14 protein-coding genes are annotated in these 18046 nt (G+C 37.9%); all 14 read right to left on the reverse strand.

Translation table 11 applies throughout. The features are described 5' to 3' along the window. Positions 1 to 34 precede the first annotated feature (34 nt). The 14 genes from gltX to HMPREF1040_RS02410 all read right to left on the reverse strand — a co-directional run bounded on the left by gltX (position 35) and on the right by HMPREF1040_RS02410 (position 17819). Complete coding sequence (gene gltX, locus HMPREF1040_RS02345; protein ID WP_007392341.1) at positions 35 to 1492, reverse strand: glutamate--tRNA ligase; 1458 nt, start codon at positions 1490 to 1492, stop codon at positions 35 to 37. A 16-nt stretch (positions 1493 to 1508) separates the two neighbouring features. Next, a complete protein-coding gene (gene ispD, locus HMPREF1040_RS02350) occupies positions 1509 to 2699 on the reverse strand; it encodes a 2-C-methyl-D-erythritol 4-phosphate cytidylyltransferase (protein ID WP_007392331.1) in 1191 nt (396 codons plus the stop codon). After that, positions 2700 to 3884 carry a PIN/TRAM domain-containing protein gene (locus HMPREF1040_RS02355; protein ID WP_007392349.1) on the reverse strand — a complete coding sequence of 395 codons (1185 nt, stop codon included), beginning with the start codon at positions 3882 to 3884 and terminating at the stop codon, positions 2700 to 2702. A 59-nt stretch (positions 3885 to 3943) separates the two neighbouring features. Next, complete coding sequence (radA, locus tag HMPREF1040_RS02360) at positions 3944 to 5323, reverse strand: DNA repair protein RadA (protein WP_007392319.1); 1380 nt, start codon at positions 5321 to 5323, stop codon at positions 3944 to 3946. A 10-nt stretch (positions 5324 to 5333) separates the two neighbouring features. Beyond that, positions 5334 to 6377 carry an ATP--guanido phosphotransferase gene (locus tag HMPREF1040_RS02365; RefSeq protein ID WP_007392351.1) on the reverse strand — a complete coding sequence of 348 codons (1044 nt, stop codon included), beginning with the start codon at positions 6375 to 6377 and terminating at the stop codon, positions 5334 to 5336. A 2-nt stretch (positions 6378 to 6379) separates the two neighbouring features. Beyond that, positions 6380 to 6829 carry a hypothetical protein gene (locus tag HMPREF1040_RS07675; RefSeq protein ID WP_007392345.1) on the reverse strand — a complete coding sequence of 150 codons (450 nt, stop codon included), beginning with the start codon at positions 6827 to 6829 and terminating at the stop codon, positions 6380 to 6382. Positions 6830 to 6843: 14 nt separating this feature from the next. Next, on the reverse strand, positions 6844 to 7290 hold the full coding sequence (locus HMPREF1040_RS02375) for a CtsR family transcriptional regulator (RefSeq protein WP_007392338.1): 447 nt from the start codon (positions 7288 to 7290) through the stop codon (positions 6844 to 6846). A gap of 125 nt (positions 7291 to 7415) precedes the next feature. Further along, a complete protein-coding gene (locus HMPREF1040_RS02380) occupies positions 7416 to 9863 on the reverse strand; it encodes a homocysteine S-methyltransferase family protein (RefSeq protein ID WP_007392342.1) in 2448 nt (815 codons plus the stop codon). Further along, complete coding sequence (locus tag HMPREF1040_RS02385) at positions 9850 to 12045, reverse strand: ASKHA domain-containing protein (RefSeq protein WP_007392326.1); 2196 nt, start codon at positions 12043 to 12045, stop codon at positions 9850 to 9852. The genes HMPREF1040_RS02380 and HMPREF1040_RS02385 overlap by 14 nt, the downstream gene beginning before the upstream one ends. A 131-nt stretch (positions 12046 to 12176) precedes the next feature. Continuing rightward, on the reverse strand, positions 12177 to 13031 hold the full coding sequence (htpX, locus tag HMPREF1040_RS02390; RefSeq protein WP_007392333.1) for a zinc metalloprotease HtpX: 855 nt from the start codon (positions 13029 to 13031) through the stop codon (positions 12177 to 12179). A gap of 117 nt (positions 13032 to 13148) precedes the next feature. Continuing rightward, on the reverse strand, positions 13149 to 13778 hold the full coding sequence (locus HMPREF1040_RS02395) for a site-2 protease family protein (RefSeq protein ID WP_007392327.1): 630 nt from the start codon (positions 13776 to 13778) through the stop codon (positions 13149 to 13151). A gap of 184 nt (positions 13779 to 13962) precedes the next feature. Next, entirely contained in the window at positions 13963 to 14823 is an 861-nt protein-coding gene (locus HMPREF1040_RS02400) for a MurR/RpiR family transcriptional regulator (protein ID WP_007392335.1), read from the reverse strand. Positions 14824 to 14847: 24 nt separating this feature from the next. Beyond that, positions 14848 to 16260, reverse strand: a complete 1413-nt coding sequence (gene gnd, locus HMPREF1040_RS02405) for a decarboxylating NADP(+)-dependent phosphogluconate dehydrogenase (protein WP_007392339.1) — start codon at positions 16258 to 16260, stop codon at positions 14848 to 14850. A 14-nt stretch (positions 16261 to 16274) separates the two neighbouring features. Continuing rightward, positions 16275 to 17819: a gluconokinase gene (locus HMPREF1040_RS02410; protein ID WP_007392347.1), complete on the reverse strand. Its 1545-nt coding sequence runs from the start codon at positions 17817 to 17819 to the stop codon at positions 16275 to 16277. Between the last annotated feature and the right edge of the window lie 227 nt (positions 17820 to 18046).

An 18046-nucleotide genomic window follows, 5' to 3' on the forward strand; every position in this document is an offset into this window, starting at 1 on the left:
GGTACTGAAAAAGAATCCTTCTGTCAAGATAAGCTTACACTAAGCCACTGTTCATTAAGCGCGTCACAACCTTATCATGCCCCATCAAGGAAATAATAACATCTAAATCAGGACCATGCATATTACCTGTTAAAGCGACACGAATAGGCATATATACAAATTTTCCTTTCACGCCTATTTCTTTTTGAATCTTTTTAAATAAAGGGCGTACCGTATCAGCCGTTATTACTTCTAAGTCTGTATATTCTTTTTTAAACATACGCAATACATCTGCTGCTGAAGGTTCTCGTAAAACCGCTGCCGCTTCTTCATTTTCCGGCTCATATTCATCAGTAAAAAAGATACGTGCCGCCTCTACGACTTGTGCTCCAAATTGAATGTGATTTCTCAGTGCACTTACCATCGCTTTTAACCAATCATGCTGTGTTTTAACCATATCATCATTGACATATCCCACTTTTTGTAAATGTGGTAAGCACAATGTCAATAACTGTTCTTCATCCAACCCCTTCATATAATGAAAATTAATCCAATTCAATTTTTCAATATCAAAAACGGCCGGATTTTTAGCTACTCGCTCTAAAGAAAATTGCTGAATCAATTCTTGTTGACTTAAAATCTCGTTTTCCCCTTCTGGCGTCCACCCTAATAATCCTAAGAAATTAAAAATAGCTTCTGGTAAATATCCTAAATCGCGATATTGTTGAACCGATGTCGCACCATGACGTTTACTCATTTTTTTCTTATCCGCACCTAATATCAACGAAACATGTGCAAACGTAGGTGGTGTAAAACCTAAAGCATGGTATAAAACTAATTGTCGCGGCGTATTAGAAAGATGTTCTTCCGCCCGAATAACATGTGTAATCTTCATTAATGCATCATCTAAAACAACGCAGTAATTATAAACAGGAATACCATCTGATTTTACAATAACAAAATCACCAATTTGATTAGAATCGAATTCAACATGCCCTCGTACTATATCGTCAATAGCTAAAATTTCATTACACGGCGTTTTAATACGAATAACATACGGTCTACCTTCTTTTAAATATTGATCGATCGTTTCTTTTGGCAACTGTCGACAGGTTCCCTCATATTTAGGTGTTTCACCCTTGGCTAATTGATCTTGTTTTTGCTTTTCTAAGGTTTCCGTGTCACAAAAACAGTAATACGCTTTTCCTTCTGCTAATAACTTATCTGTATACTGTTTGTATAAATCCAACCGTTCTGTTTGCCTGTATGGGCCATAATCGCCCCCTATATCAATACCTTCATCCCAATTAATATGGAGCCAACGTAACGCTTCTTTTATATTATCTTCCGATTCTTTAGTCGAACGTTTTCTATCAGTATCTTCAATACGAACAATAAAATCTCCCTGTGTATGTTTTGCTATTAAATAATTAAATAACGCAGAACGAGCACCACCTATATGAAATGGTCCGGTTGGACTCGGTGCAAATCGAACTCGAATTTTATTAGCCATTATAATTCCTCCTATATTACTTCATGTTATGTTTTATTATCATTGCTACCGCTTGTGCAGCCATTCCCTCTTCCCTACCAACAAACCCCAAATGTTCTGTCGTCGTTGCTTTTATAGATATCGCCGTTTTATCAATACGTAATGCAATAGCTATACGTTCTATCATTTGCGGGATATATGATTTTAATTTAGGTCTTTGTGCTAAGAGCATGACATCAATGTTATGAATACAATAGCCACCTGTAGAAATAATCTCTCTTACTTTTTCTAATAAAAGTAAACTAGAAATTCCTTTTAATGTTTGATCCGTATCGGGAAAATACGTTCCAATATCCGCTAATCCCGCAGCTCCTAATAAAGCATCCATTACGGCATGCACTAATACATCCGCATCCGAATGACCAGCTAATCCGTGCGAAAAAGGAATAGAAACACCCCCAAGTATTAACTTTTTTCCTTCCACCAACGGATGCACATCATATCCTATGCCTATACGTGGAATTGATTTGCATGGTACCGACGCTTCCAATATAGTGATATCTTCTCGTGTCGTAACCTTGAGATTTCGTTCATCTCCAGGCAAAACGATAATTTTTTTACCCATTGCCTCTACCAGTGAAGCATCATCTGTTCCTGATAGATGATGCTTTCTAGCATACTGATGAGCCTGTAATAAAGTATGACGTTGAAATATTTGCGGCGTTTGAGCTGCAATAAGTTGACTGCGCTTTAACGTTTGTATTTCCTGCGTACCATACAATTCTGTATGAGAAACCTGTTTAATCGTATCTTTAACAGGAATAGCATAAATCGCAGCTTCCGCCTGTTCCATTACAGGCACGGCTCGATCAAAATATTCGGGACCAGCCATCGGTCTTGAACCATCATGAACCATAACGATATCCATCGCTTCACTCGTTGCCAATAAGCCTTGATAAACCGAATCTTCTCTTTCTTTACCACCTAATACATATCTCACTATTTGCCGTGGATGTAATTCATGCACCATTTTTTTTATATCAGCATAATCACATTCTGCATAGACAATAATTACCTCGGTTACTAAGGTTGCCTGAAAAACATGACTCAATGTATGTTGTAATACTGGTTTTCCCCATAAAGGAAAAAACAATTTATTTCGCTTATATCCAAAACGACTTCCCGAACCAGCCGCCACTACAATCACCGCTACATTCAATAATGTCACCTACGCTTCCAATACCTTTACAAAAATCATCCGACCTGCGGCCGTTTGTAGAACCGATGTCACCACAACACCAATTGTTTTACCAATATAGGGTTCACCATTTTCTACAACAATCATCGTTCCATCGTCTAAATAAGCAACCCCTTGCATCGACTCTTTACCCGCCTTAACTACGTAAACATACATGTTTTCTCCAGGAATACAGGCTGTTTTTAAGGCATTAGATAAAGCATTAATATTTAATACAACAACACCTTGCAAAGCGGCTACTTTATTTAAATTATAGTCATTCGTAACCACCTTTACTTGTAATTTTTTGCCAAGCCGCACTAATTTAGAATCGACCCCTTGAATATCATCAAAATCATCATTTAAAATACGTATTTCTACATGCTTATCTTCTTGCATTTTTTTTAAAATATCTAAGCCTCGTCTTCCTCTAATACGTTTTAATGAATCCGATGAATCTGCAATTAATTGGAGTTCTTCTAAGACAAAAACAGGCACCAATATCGGTCCCTCAATAAAACCGGTACTACAAATTTCTGCAATCCTTCCATCAATAATAGCACTTGTATCCAGTAATTTTCCTGAACTTACTATGGTTTTATCTTTAGTATTATCGCGACCTTGTCGACCCATACGAAAATTCATAATTGCACCCGATATATCCGTTTTTTTCTTCAAAAAAACACTAACTCCCGCATAGCCAAAAATCACACTAAATACAATAGGTCCATACGCACCAATGAGAGGCAGGCGATAAAAAGTAAGTCCAACTAAATTAGCAATAATAAGTCCAAAAAGCAATCCCAAAGTTCCAATAACTAAATCCTGCCCTTCAAAATCACCGACACTAAGTTCGATACGATGAATAGAACGCCAAATAAGACGAATTAAAAAAGGAGAAAACAAAAAGCCGATGATGCTACCTATTATAGCCCCCAGCACATAAATGGCAGCTTTAGCAAGAGTAGTACCAAAAATACTACCATTAAACCAATCAACTTCCACTTCTTGATCAAAAAAAGAGGAGCCAATAAAACGATCAGCCAATAATACAAAAATAACAGCAAAAATTAATACCATGATCCCTTTCATGATATTATCAGCAATAATTTTACTGTTAAATTTCCTGGAGTTACGTGGCATAATCTCCTTTTCGTTTCGTTTTTTTTGATGCATAAATCTCACATCCTGACTTTAAAAATCATGATCCATCATGTATCCTATCTTCTTTCATCCTATTCCGATGAAAAAGCAATTTGTACTGCTTCCTGAATTGTTTTTACTGTATGTATTTTGCAAGAGGAAACGCCTTGTTTCATTATGTCATCTCTATTGCCATATGGCAAAATATAAGTCGTAAATCCTAAGGTTATACCTTCTTGTATACGTCGTAATACATGTGGAATACGTCGAATATCTCCCGTTAACCCCACTTCTCCCATGACGACTGTATTTCTATCTAAAGGAGTATCCCGTAAGGCTGAATAAATAGACATCAATGTTGCCAAATCGGCAGCTGTTTCCGATATTTTTAAACCACCTACCATATTAACATAAACATCATAAGAACCCAACCGTAAACCCAATTGTTTTTCTAATACCGCTAACAAAATAATCAACCGATTATAGTCCATGCCTGAAGCCGTTCGCCTCGGTACGGAAAAAATAGAGTGTGTCGTTAACGCCTGAATTTCACAAAGCAAAGGTCGCACACCATCCATTACAGCCGTAATGACTGCCCCTGGATACACTTGTGTCCGTTCTGCTAATAATAACTGCGAAGGATTACGCACTTCTTGTAACCCCTTTTCCGTCATCGTAAATAATCCTGATTCACTAGTAGAGCCAAACCTATTCTTAATTCCCCGTAAAACTCGAAATTGATAATTTTTTTCCCCCTCAAAATGTAATACCACATCCACCATATGTTCCATAACCCGTGGACCTGCAATCGTACCTTCTTTCGTCACATGACCAATAACCAATACCGAAATATTTTCCGTCTTGGCAAATCCCATTAACTTTACAGTGCACTCTCGAATTTGACTTAAACTTCCAGGTGCACCATCACAATCTTCAGTATACATCGTTTGAATAGAATCTACAATAAGCAGAACCGGTCGTAAACGTATCGCCGTTTGTAAAATCATATCTAGCGATATATCCGATTGTACCATAATCGCTGACGATGTTATACCTAAACGTTCTGCCCGCAATTTAATTTGCCCCGCCGATTCTTCTCCAGAACTGTACATTACCTTTCCTTTATTAGCCACAGATGCAGCCATTTGCAACACTAACGTTGACTTACCAATACCGGGATCACCGCTTAATAAAATTAATGATCCCGGGACAATACCGCCACCTAAGACACGATCTAATTCAGCAATACCTATTTCCATACGTATAAGTGAAGCCATTTCAATATCACTCAATGAACATGGTTTCGCACTCGTACCATGACGCGGTAATACCTGTCGCGAAGAAATATTGCTAGAAGACACGGGGACTTCTTCTAAGGTATTCCAATTTCCACACTGCGGACATTTACCAAACCACCGACTACTAATACTACCGCATTCGGTACATACAAATTGTGTTTTTAATTTTCGCATAATGCTATCCCTATACCTTATATTTTTCTAATACTTTTTGTACAAGAGCGGCCCTATTTATCTCGATAGAAGTGCACTTATTCTTCGTCATTACATCAGCGATATCTTCATCACATGCGGCAAAAAACAACTGATCACATGCAATTAGCGGAAGGGCGATATATCGAGAGGCCACAGCCCATCGTAATTGGCTCCATAAACGCATACATTCTAACCGTTTAAGCATATAGGCATACGAAAGAATCGCATAAGCACGCTTACCCATATCGATAAAAGCAGCTTGATTCTCTTCTATATATTGCAAACGACATTGTCGTTCTTCATTTACAATACGTTGCACTACTTTGAATATTCGCTCCATTATATCCTGTTCTGTCACACCTAAAGTCACTTGATTTGTTAATTGAAAAATATGTGTTTCTGGTGTTACATCTCGTTGTAGCAAAAATCCTTCATTGGTAATAAAAGGGATAAGATAACGTAACCGCTGTTGTTGTACTATACCAGGTAAATGTAACAAGATATTAATTTTTAAGCCCGTTCCCAACAGTGCGGGCGAAGCCGTTATATATCCCAAATTACGATGAAAAGCAACTGGTAACACCTCTTCTAAAGCATCATCACAAGCATTAGCCCGTTGCCAAAGTGGCTTAAGGGAAAACCCTGTACAAGCTGTATTAATCTGTATATGATCGGTTCCATTAAGTTGCAATTGTAATGCCCCATCAGCAGAAATTGCGAGTCCCGTATACTTTCTATTGGTCATTTCAGCCGTTATCCAATGCCAAGAAACAAACCATTCTTTTTCTTTTGCCGTAAGCGAATCAATATCAATCCATTGTAAACAATAAAATTCCGTTTCACGTGCAAGATATAGAGCTTGCTTAATATCTTGATAAACCTTCGATAAGACCTCTGCCGTTGCAACTAAGGGAAACGCATACGAACGTATATTTCGATGAATATGAACTCTGCTTTCAAGCACGACATCATACGCCGCTTGAGCATGTTCTTGCCATGACGCAAACATATCCTGAAATCGTTGGTTTCCCATTTCTATTTCCCAATCCCTTCGTCTAAACTATCAATGAGTTGCCGAAGATGTGCTTCTTCTTTTTGGTTATGATTTACTACCGCTTGGGCTAAATGTTGCTGTAATTGTCGTACTTTTTGTGCAGTAGAAAAAACGCCATGTCCTCGATTAGGTACTTTTCCCATATGTCTTTCTCCTTCTTGTATGCGTCGTACTAGTGCTGCAATGTGTGAAGAAAACGTTTCATAGCATACAGCACAACCAAACATTCCCTTTTTTTGAAACGACTCAAAGGTAGTGCCACAAAAAGGACAAGCTATATGCTCCTCTCTATTATCGACTTGTTCCATATCTTCACTAGAATCATTGTTCCATGACAATAAAGAGATTTCTTGTGTGCTTTCTTTTACCGCTTTCTTGTCTCCTTTTAAAAGTGTCAGTGCTGGAAGTATTTTATAACTATCATCTTTCATATCATTTCCTCGGTTTATATATGTTCTAAAATACGACTAACAACCGCTAATCGCTGTTGTTCATCATCGACCTCCGCAAATAAGGCCGTAAAGGTATGATGCAATAATACGGCGTCACGGTTGGTAATGCGTTTTTGTTTTAATAGACGAAACAATACTCGATCTAGATCTTGCAACCGAATTGAAATAACGGGCATTTGTTCTGATACAACAACAGGAGAGTGCTCCGTTTTTTTATTTCTCATCTTCGCAATACGTACAAAACCTCCCGATCCTCGTCTTGATTCCACGTGATACCCTTTCGCATTAGAAAAACGAGTGCTTAAAACATAACTAATTTGAGAAGGTGCACATTGTAATTCATCTGCTAATTCATTTCGTTTTAAAATAACATTTTCTTTTTCTTCTTTTAATAATTTATGCAAAATTAATTTCTCTATTTCGTCTGCTAATACACTCATGTCTATCACCTACATTCTGCATATTGAAATGGTTATTCTCACGTCTTATTATATTAGACTTTTTGACTTTTTGCAACAAAAATAGCTCTACAACGAAAGAGATACTTTCCTTGTAAAGCTACTACTTATGCCAATAGCGTATTCACTAATTTTACACAATCAGCCGCATCTTTGGAATACCCATCAGCTCCTATTTCTTCAGCAAAACTAGGTGTAACGGCAGCACCACCAATGATTATCTTCCCTGTATAAGCTTTTTCTTTTGCTAATAATACGACATCTTTCATTCGCATCATCGTTGTTGTCATTAATGCAGAAAGCCCTATTATCGCGGCATGTTCCTTTAAAGCCGTATCCAAAATAGTTTCTGCCGGAACATCTTTGCCTAAATCAATGACATGATATCCATAATTACGTAGCATTAACCCCACCAAATTTTTACCAATATCATGCACATCGCCTTCTACCGTCGCAATAACAATAGTAGGCATTGCCATTTTATTCGATGCACGCTTGATTTGTGGCTCTAAAAAAGAAATCGCTTGTTCCATCGTATTAGCACTCGCAATTAATTGTGGTAAAAAATATAATTGCTTATTATATAATTCCCCTACTTCATTAATTGCGGGAATGAGTAAGTGATTAATAATATCTTCTGGTTTCATGCCCTTATTAAGCTCTTCTTGAGCAAAAGAAACAATCTCATCCTTTTCACCTTCTAATACGGCACGATATACTTTATTCTCATTTTCCTTTTTTGGTGCTGATTCTAGTGTTGATGTTGTATTCGTTATCTGCGTTCGTTTAATCATCGTTTTTTCTTCAGCTAAATGTTTTTCAAACAATTGAATCTGCTTAATATAAGCGATATCACTTTCAGGCCGATGCATCAACATATTCGCGGCAGCTGCTACATTCATCAGCATATCTTGCGACGGATTAGCTATCGCCAAATTTAAGCCCCCAGAAATAGCCATCGCTAAAAAGGTCATATTGACATATGTCCGTTGCGGCAAACCAAAAGAAATATTAGATAACCCGCATACAGTCGCTAAATTTCGTTTTTTACAATAGGTAAAAGTAGCCAAACAATCTAATGCCGCCGTAGGCGTAGCACCAGCAGTTGCGACCAAGCCATCAACTACAATATCGGCTTCCGTTAAATGAAATTCTTTTGCTTTTTCCACAATTTGTTCAATAATTGCATGTTTTTCCTCAATCGTTTGAGGAATGCCTTCATCTGATACAGGCAAAGCAATAAACATAGCCCCATATTTTTTAGCTAATGGTAACACCTGCTTTATTTTATCTGTTTCTAAGGAAATAGAGTTAATTAATGCTCGACCTGGATAAATGCGTAACGCCGCTTCCAATACTTCAGGATAACTAGAATCAATGCAAAGAGGCAAACCCGTAACCGAAGTAACTTCATAAATAGCTCGCACCATCATATCTTTTTCATCAATACCATTCGTTCCCATGTTGATATCTAAGATAGCGGCACCACGTTCTTCTTGTTCTCGTGCCATCGTACGCACTAGACGCAAGGAACCTGCTCGTAATTCTTCTTGTAACTTTTTCTTTCCCGTTGGATTAATACGTTCACCAATAACGCAAAATGAACCATGTAAGTCAATTTCTTGTATCTTTCGCTCTGATGTCACTATTCGTCTATGTTCTGCCTTATAAGGAAGTGGAGAAAGATGTTTCATTGCTTCTTTTAACGCCTTAATATGTTCAGGCGTTGTACCACAACAACCGCCAATAATCCGTGCTCCAGCATGAACTAAAGCCGTTCCCGCTTCAGCAAATACTTCCGGTGTTGTTTTATATACCGTATGCCCTTGTTCTAGTTCAGGTAATCCCGCATTAGGCTTAGCTAATATAGGTATGGATGCATACGCATGCATCGTTTTTACAATCTCTACCATATCTTCTGGTCCAGTTGAACAGTTTAACCCTACTGCATCCACTCCCATTGCTTGTAATACTACTACCGCTACTTCTGGTGGCGTTCCATACAACGTTCGCCCATCAGCCTCGAAAGTAAGACTTGCCATAATGGGAAGGTCACAACATTCCCGAATAGCTAAAACACAAGCACGCGTTTCCTGTAAACTCATCATCGTTTCAACCACAAATAAATCTACACCTGCATCATATAAAATCTGTGCTTGTTCTCGATAAACATCAACTAATTCTTCAAAAGTCAATTCGCCTAAAGGATATAATTGCTGTCCCGTCATAGTCATATCACCAGCTACTTTTGCATTTCCCTGGGCCGCTTCTTTAGAAAAAGACACTAGTTGTGTATTTATTTCTACGATCTTATCTTCCAATCCATATTCGGCTAATTTAATTCTATTTCCCGTAAACGTTGGTGCATACAAAATATCCGTCCCAGCTTGTACAAATTGCTGTTGTAGTGCAATAATCGTCTGTTTATTTTCTAAAATCCATGCTTCTGGGCAAACACCAACAGGCATTCCTGCCGCTTGTAAATTAGTTCCCGTTGCCCCATCTAAAAAAAGAATACCTTCCTTAAGCCATGCATGAAATTCATCTCTTTTCATATACTTCCTCCTTTACTACCATTCCACCAGAAAAATTCAACGCGTTAATATATATATCTTGGAAAGATGCATCATTACTCAAAATACATTCCTTTGTCTTCTGTCGAAGTATTTTCATTTCCTCTATGCAAGAAGGATCATATAAAACTGCCGTAGCACCTCGTAAAGACGTATTACCTACTGTTTGAATCGGTACAACTAAATCACTTGGTAATAGCCCAATATCAATTGCCATAGCTGGTTGCAGATAATATCCAAACCCACCAGCTACATAAAAATGCTTTATCTCTTGCCATGTTATACCATATTTTTTTAGCACAATTTCCATTCCTGCCCGAATGGCCCCCTTTGCCATTTGTAATGCACGAATATCACGTTGTGTAACATAAATAAATTCTCCCGTTTCTTGTTGTACCAACGGTACCCCTTGTTCTTGCCACGGTTCTACTAACGTTCCATATGTATCCACATAATCTGCTCGTCTAAGAGCAGTTAAAGCAGCAACTAAACCAGTACCACAAAGCCCTTTTGGCGGAAGATTTCCGATTGTCCGTACAAAAAAAGAACCATATCGAAACTCTACTTGACTAATAGCACCAGGAATACTGCCACAACCATATTGAATACTACCGCCCTCAAATGCTGGCCCCGCTGGAGCAGATGCAACCAGCAACTGATCGCAATTACCAAGAGCGATTTCACCATTTGTTCCTAAATCAACTAACAACGATATATCCTTATATTTCGTCATGTCACATAAATAAATCCCTGCCGTAATATCACTACCAACATATGCACTTAAATGCGGTAAAAAGGTTACGTCACAGCCTGACAATTCTAGTATCTGTGGTAATATCTGTTGACAAGGAATAGTTTCTCCACCATACGAAACTGGTGCAAATGGCCAGCTCCCCAATCCTTTACAAGAAAAACCACGTAATAAATGATACATAACCGTATTAGCAGAAATAACAATATGGTGAATATGGGAATAAAGATTTCCCTGTATATGCATTAAGCGACGAATCAATTCTACTATATTTTGTTGAATAATATGCTGTAGTTCCTTATCCTTTCCCTGTAAAGAAGCTTGAATACGACTAACTACATCCGCTCCCCAAATACGTTGACCATTTTCACCCGTAATCGTATCAATTACCTGTTGTTTTGATATATCTACAAGAGATAGAGCTAGCGTTGTCGTTCCAATATCTATGGCTATCCCTAAATCAGCAACGGAAGATATATCTGTATTTTTTGTTGCCGATTGTCCTAAAGCAAGATATATATTTTCTTGTTTCGGCACTTCTAATAGTGTCGACGTTTTAGTTACACTTTGACAAGCCATTCGCCATCCTGCCTGCAACTCAGTTTCTGTAAACACCTGCTTATCAGCAGTAGTAATCGGTATATCTCCCTGTAACACCCTAATTTTACATTTACCACATTTACCCATACCACCACAATCATGCGGCAAAAAAACCTGTTGTGCTTGTAAATAGTGCTGAACCGCTTCTCCCGCCGGACAATTTATCCTAACTGTCGCCTTTGTCGGTTCGGCTTTCATAAAGCAATGTTCACGACTACACTGACTACAATCATGCTTACTATTCATCTCCGTGCTACCTTTGCGAATATCAAAAAGGATACTCATCGTTTTTAAAGGATGCCATATACATTTTTCGTCTAACGTAACATTCAATGTCCGCTGAGTAGCTAATGCCGTAGCTAATTTACTCTGTATCCCTAAAGGCACATTCATTCCAGGTTCATAGCGCTTGATAATACCCACATTCGCTTGACGACAAGCCTCTTCAATATATTGTAAAACTTGCTCTTCCCATTGATATAATCCAGCATCACTCATTGCATTAGCTATATAGCCCGCAAAAAAATCTCCTTTTTCAAATTGTCGATCAATCCATTTATCAATGCTTGAACCTAACGTCAGCACTGCATATAATTGATTATTTACCAGATCTAACGTGAATGCCCCTTTTGCTTGTACAGTTACTCGAAAAGAAGGCAATAGCTGACTATAATAGGTCTCCCCCTTATCATAGCCTATACTATTTTTGCCATATCCCGCTACTTGTAAAACCCTTTCTTTTAAAGGAAGAATCATACGACTATTCACTATACGTATATCTGAAACACTAGTATTATTCGATTGATATGACATGATTTTCTCTCCTTTTATTCGTGTATGGGTTGTATTATACACTACTTACAAAGGTACTTCTAGCAATTACAACAAATTGTCAACAAAAATAAAAAAAAGCGAACCTTATTGGTCCGCTTCATAAAATCTACTTATCCATGCAATTTTCGATCAAGTTCCTGTAGTTTTGCAATACGCTTTTCCGTAGATGGATGTGTGCTAAATAAATTTAACATGCCATCGCGAATCCCCGCTAGTGGATTAATAATACATAAATGAGCCGTTGCCTTTGTTGCTCCTGGCATAACTCTATAATGGGCATAATTATCTATTTTAGCTAATGCACGTGCCAAAGAAATCGGATCATCGCATAATTTTCCACCCTCTTCATCTGCCATATATTCTCTTGTTCGAGAAATAGCAAACTGTATCAACGCAGCAGCAATAGGCGCAATCACAATGGTAACCAACAAAGCAATAGGATTATTTCCATCATCATCATCGCCACCGCGACCAAATATAGCCATCCATTGAGCTACATTGGCTAACATCGTAATCACACTAGCAAAACAAGCGACCATCGTACTAATTAAAATATCCCTATGCAATACATGCGACATTTCATGAGCCAAAACGCCACGCATTTCATCTTTATCTAATAATGTTAAAATCCCTTCCGTTGCAGCAACAGCGGCATGCGAAGGATTTCGCCCAGTTGCAAAAGCATTGGGCACATCTGTCGGGATAATATATACACGCGGCATCGGTAATTCTGCTTTTTTCGCTAATTCAGCAACAATCTGATACAAAACATGATGTTCATCTACTTCTCTTGCCCGATACATACGTAATACCATCGAATCGCTAAACCAGTATGAAAAAAAATTCATGCCAATCGCAATAATGAACATGATGTATAATCCCGAACGACCACCAAAAATCCCACCTATCGCCATCATAATACAGGCTAATAACGTCATTAAAAACGCTGTTTTTACACTGTTCATAGTAACCCTCTACTTTCCTAAAGGTCAAAAAGTTTAATTTATATTTTCATTATACGTAAAAACATAGTTTTTGTCAATGATTATACCATTTTCGCAAGCATTGGGATAAATTTTTCCCTATAATAACGGCGTTAATAAAAACATATAAAAGTGTAAAATCCCTTGCTGTGCAGGAATCAATATATATCCTAAAATAGGCGTTGCTAGTATAACAAGGAAGATAAGTAAGGCATATTTTTCTAATATGAAAAAATACTTTCGCCTATATTGCCCCGGCAATATACACCATAAAATATGCGAACCATCTAATGGTGGAATAGGTAATAAATTGAAAAAGCCAAAATTGATATTATACAAAACAATAAGTTGTAAAACCATTTCCAACGCAGGCATAGAAAACGAAACCCGTGACATCCAAAATATATCTATAGCTAGTACGATAAAAGCAAAGAGAAAATTAGCAAACGGACCTGCTAAAGAAACAAGTATTTCCCCTTTGTAGTAATTTTTAAAATTACGCCCATCAACAGGAACTCCCTTAGCCCAACCAAATTGAAGCAATAACAAAAAAATGGTTCCAGTCACGGAAAGATGCGCAAATGGATTTAATGTTAATCGACCGGCAAATTTAGGTGTCATATCCCCCATTTTTACAGCCATCAAAGCATGTGCATATTCATGTATCGTTATGGCTAATAATAATCCCGGTACACTGGCAACAAACTGAATCAAATCCCAATGAAACATAACGCGTCCTCCTAAATAAGTGTATACGTTTTTGTTATTTATTATAGCCATGTTCTTACTATATCGATGTAACACACGTAGGAATATAACTTACCTCAACAAAAACGATTGTTTCTATTATATCATTATTTGTATCAATTGGAAGACATCAACCCGATTTTCTTTATTCAATAATTGCATACCGTTACAAAGGTAGTTTTTGCTTATGGATTTCTCGCCGCATATTTTCCATATTTTCATTAAAGCTAGACAAACGTAACATGGTCAAGCGGGCATATAAAATATCCCCGATTGCCATATGAATAAGCCGAGAAGAACTTGCTTCTGATGCAAATTGAACTTCTCTTCCCATTCCACACAAACATATATCTCCTAGCTTAGCTAAATAGGACTGCCCATGACTAGTAATTACAATAATGCGAGCACCTCGTTGTCTGGCCACTTGTACAGAGTGAATCAATTCTTTTGATCGTCCCGTATGTGAAACGGCAATCACGACATCATCCGTATGTAGCAATGTCGCCGATGTAACCTGCATATGCGAATCACTATACGCTTGAACTACAAGACCTAATCGCAAAAATCTTGTAGCTATATCTTGACATACCGTTGCGGAATTACCAAACCCATATACCACTACACGAGCCGCCTTTTGCAGGATTGCTACGGCTTTTTCGATTTGAGCATAATCTAAGAGGGATGCCGTATCTTGCAATCCCTCTGTAATATTTCTAAATATCTTTAACATGACCGTATAACTTGAATCTTCCCCTTGTATATCATGATATCCTTCAGTTAAAGCTACTGAAAGTCCTGTCGCAAGTTGTCTTTTTACTTCTTGTAGTCCATGACAACCGACTTTTTTACAAAATCTAGAAACGGTAATCTCTGAGCTCTGTGTATGCTTTGCAATATCTGTAATTGTCTGATCCATTACTTGCATCGTATTGTTCATCATATAATCAGCAATACGTTTTTCTGTTTTGGTCAATTCCCCATAAACACTACGTAAAAAAGGAAATAATTGCATATGTGCAAGCGTCATGAGCATCTCCTCCTCCGCCTAAGATTACTTTTTATAGTGTTCTTGCCATAAGTGATGTACTGCCCCTTCTTGATCGATCCGTTGAAACGTATGTGCGCCAAAATAATCACGTAATCCTTGTATTAAATTTGCCCCCATACAAGGACTGCGATATGCATCAATATACGTAATAGCATTAGTAAAGGCAGGCATAGGAATCCCCGAGGCAATTCCTACCGCTACAACATGCCGCAATGCTGCTTCTCCCGCTTTAAGATGATCAATAAAAAATGGATAAAATAACAAATTATCCAACTGGGAATCACCTTCATAAGCTTGACTAATCGTACTCAAAAAATCAGCTTGAATAATACATCCTGCACGAAAAATTTCCGCTATGCGTTGATACGGTAAATGCCAATGATATACTTGTGATGCCTGTTTGTATAAAGAAAATCCTTGTGCATAGGCCACTATTTTAGCTGCATATAGACTTCTTCGTACAGCTTCAATAAATGCATCTGTATGCTGGACCGTTATATCGCCCGCAGGATATATTTGTTTAGCTTTTTCTCTTTCAACCGCTTGCGATAACACTCGGGCATTACATGCTGCCATAATAAGAGAAATATCTACCCCTTCCTCAATGCCCTCCAAACATGTCCACCGTCCAGTTCCCTTTTGTTCCGCTTTATCAACAATATAATCTAATACAAATTTATGATTTTCATCCGTTTCCGCAAAAATATCCGCACTAATACCGATGAGGTAACTATGTAGTTCACCTTGATTCCATTGGTGAAAAATATTACCTAAATCACGATTATCATATGCCCCCACATATTTTAATAGCAAATAGGCTTCAGCGATTAATTGCATATCCGCATATTCAATACCATTATGCACCATCTTAACAAAATGACCGGCTCCATCGGAACCCATATATGCACAACAAGGTTTGCCATCAGGTGCCTTCGCGGCAATATCGTTATAAATAGCATGAATTTCTTCATACGCTTCTTTAGCCCCGCCAATCATAATCGCCGGTCCTCGTCTCGCTCCTTTTTCACCACCGGATATTCCCATACCTATAAAATGAATGCCTTGTTCTTGGCACTGTTTTACCCGTCGTTGTGTATCTTTAAAATAAGAATTTCCACCATCAATAAGAATATCGCCTGCTTCTAAATACGGTAAAATCTTATCTATCATCGTGTCTACGGGCTCCCCAGCCTTAATCATAAACATCACTTTACGTGGTCGCTCTAATGACTGGATATAAGTAGACAAATCGTAATACGCCGTAATATGTTCATGCGGATTCATACGAACAAACTGTCTTGTTGTCTGAGGCGTGTGATTATAAACAGCTACATCGTAACCATGGTCAGCCATATTAAGTGCTAAATTGCTTCCCATAACCCCCATGCCAAGCACGCCTATGGTATGTAAAATCATAAAAAACCTCCTACTTATAATTTATTTTGATATGCTGTAATAATCGCAAATTCATCTTGCAAACGATGGTATAATCGTTCAAACACACCATACAACGCTTCATATATCACTCTATTTTCAGGTTGCGGCGTATATACTTTTTGAGGATGAACTAAATGTGCTGTATCAGATATATCGTGTAATACGCCTTCAGAAATAAAACCTAATACAGCTGCACCAAACGCAGCACCTTCACTATTATCAGGCAAGGTTAGCGGTTCATTCAAAATATCCGCTAACATCTGCAACCATAATTTTGATTTTGTAAAACTACCGCTAACACGAATATCTTGAATAGTGTCAAATTCACGCAAAGCAGACATAACACTATTTAAACTATAACAAATTCCTTCCATCGCCGCACGAATCATATGAGAACGACTATGATTTAGGGAAAAACCAAAAAACATACCGCGCAACTCCGAATTCCAATACGGAGCTCGTTCACCGGTAAAACAAGGTAAACAAATCAACCCTTCAGAACCAGGTTGCACGTGTTCCGCTTTCATCGTCATCAAATCATATGGATCAATATCTAAATGTTCCAATGTGCTGCCCCCATAATGACAAATATTATCTCGTAACCACCGTAAAATAATACCGCCATTATTGATAGCACCTCCAGCTACCCATATATTATCAACTAAATTATAGCACCATGTACGCATTTGTGCGTCCACACGTGGTTTATCAATAAGCATCCGTAAGGCACCACTCGTTCCTATCGTCCCGCTTAATTGGCCTGGTGCTACCGCACCAATCCCTACATTTACTAACACACCATCCGTTGCCCCGATAACGACAGGCATCCCCACAGGTAATCCCATTGCAAGAGCTGCGTTTTTTGACAATGCACTACGATAAGTAGTAGATACGACTGGTGGCATATATTCCTTATTAATACCTATGTACGATAAAATATCATCATCCCATGCGAGAGTATGTTCATTATAGATGCCACTTGCCGAAGCAGTTGAACGATCTATTAGCCATTCACCTGTCAGATGATAAAAAATATAATCCTTAATCGAACCGACATATTGCATTTTTGCAAATAATTCGGATTGATTTTCCCGTAACCACTTAATTTTAGCTAAAGGATAACATGCATGAATCGGGCAGCCTGTTCGTTCGTAAAAAATACGTTCTGTATTACCATCAGACTTAATAGCTCGTACCACAGAAGCACTTCTACTATCTGCCCATGTTTGCATATCCATAATAGGTTCTTTTTCTTTATTCAGCCCTACAAAACTATGCATAACCGTACTTAACACAATACCTTGTAATACTTTATTTTTATACCGTAATTGATGAGACGTCTTCTTAATCACATCCACAACAGCATCATATATTTGTAATGGACTTTCTTCTGCCCAATCAGGATGCGGCGTCATCAATGGATAAAATGCTTCAAAGCCACATATTCTTTCTCCATCTGCTGTATAGGCAATTGCCCGTACACCCGTAGTTCCTACATCCACGCCAATCCAAACGGAGGTAGTTATTCCTAAATTCATTTTTTTCCATCCTTTCTATATGAATACGCACCTATACTGTATATTATATGTGTCCTCTTTAATAAAAGCAACAATCATTTCATTTTATAACATTTCTTTTGATATAGTATTATCATAAATACGATAAATTCTAATCGTCCTTAGAATAATTCTTAGTCGCACCACCACTATTGGTATTATACATAATAAGCCCCTCTACATGAAAATAACGTTATCCTAAGAAACGT

Origin of the sequence: Megasphaera sp. UPII 135-E (assembly GCF_000221545.1) — a bacterium.
GTDB classification, from domain to species: Bacteria; Bacillota; Negativicutes; order Veillonellales; family Megasphaeraceae; genus Megasphaera; species Megasphaera hutchinsoni.

What these genes read in the sequence shown, in the direction of transcription:
- HMPREF1040_RS02410 (WP_007392347.1), bottom strand. Translation starts at nt 17,819, where the DNA reads ATGAATTTAGGAATAACTACCTCCGTTTGGATTGGCGTGGATGTAGGA.
- HMPREF1040_RS02365 (WP_007392351.1), bottom strand. Translation starts at nt 6,377, where the DNA reads ATGGGAAACCAACGATTTCAGGATATGTTTGCGTCATGGCAAGAACAT.
- gltX (WP_007392341.1), bottom strand. Translation starts at nt 1,492, where the DNA reads ATGGCTAATAAAATTCGAGTTCGATTTGCACCGAGTCCAACCGGACCA.
- HMPREF1040_RS02400 (WP_007392335.1), bottom strand. Translation starts at nt 14,823, where the DNA reads ATGACGCTTGCACATATGCAATTATTTCCTTTTTTACGTAGTGTTTAT.
- HMPREF1040_RS02355 (WP_007392349.1), bottom strand. Translation starts at nt 3,884, where the DNA reads ATGCATCAAAAAAAACGAAACGAAAAGGAGATTATGCCACGTAACTCC.
- HMPREF1040_RS02385 (WP_007392326.1), bottom strand. Translation starts at nt 12,045, where the DNA reads ATGTCATATCAATCGAATAATACTAGTGTTTCAGATATACGTATAGTG.
- gnd (WP_007392339.1), bottom strand. Translation starts at nt 16,260, where the DNA reads ATGATTTTACATACCATAGGCGTGCTTGGCATGGGGGTTATGGGAAGC.
- HMPREF1040_RS02395 (WP_007392327.1), bottom strand. Translation starts at nt 13,778, where the DNA reads ATGTTTCATTGGGATTTGATTCAGTTTGTTGCCAGTGTACCGGGATTA.
- radA (WP_007392319.1), bottom strand. Translation starts at nt 5,323, where the DNA reads ATGCGAAAATTAAAAACACAATTTGTATGTACCGAATGCGGTAGTATT.
- htpX (WP_007392333.1), bottom strand. Translation starts at nt 13,031, where the DNA reads ATGAACAGTGTAAAAACAGCGTTTTTAATGACGTTATTAGCCTGTATT.
- HMPREF1040_RS02380 (WP_007392342.1), bottom strand. Translation starts at nt 9,863, where the DNA reads ATGAAAAGAGATGAATTTCATGCATGGCTTAAGGAAGGTATTCTTTTT.
- HMPREF1040_RS02375 (WP_007392338.1), bottom strand. Translation starts at nt 7,290, where the DNA reads ATGAGTGTATTAGCAGACGAAATAGAGAAATTAATTTTGCATAAATTA.
- HMPREF1040_RS07675 (WP_007392345.1), bottom strand. Translation starts at nt 6,829, where the DNA reads ATGAAAGATGATAGTTATAAAATACTTCCAGCACTGACACTTTTAAAA.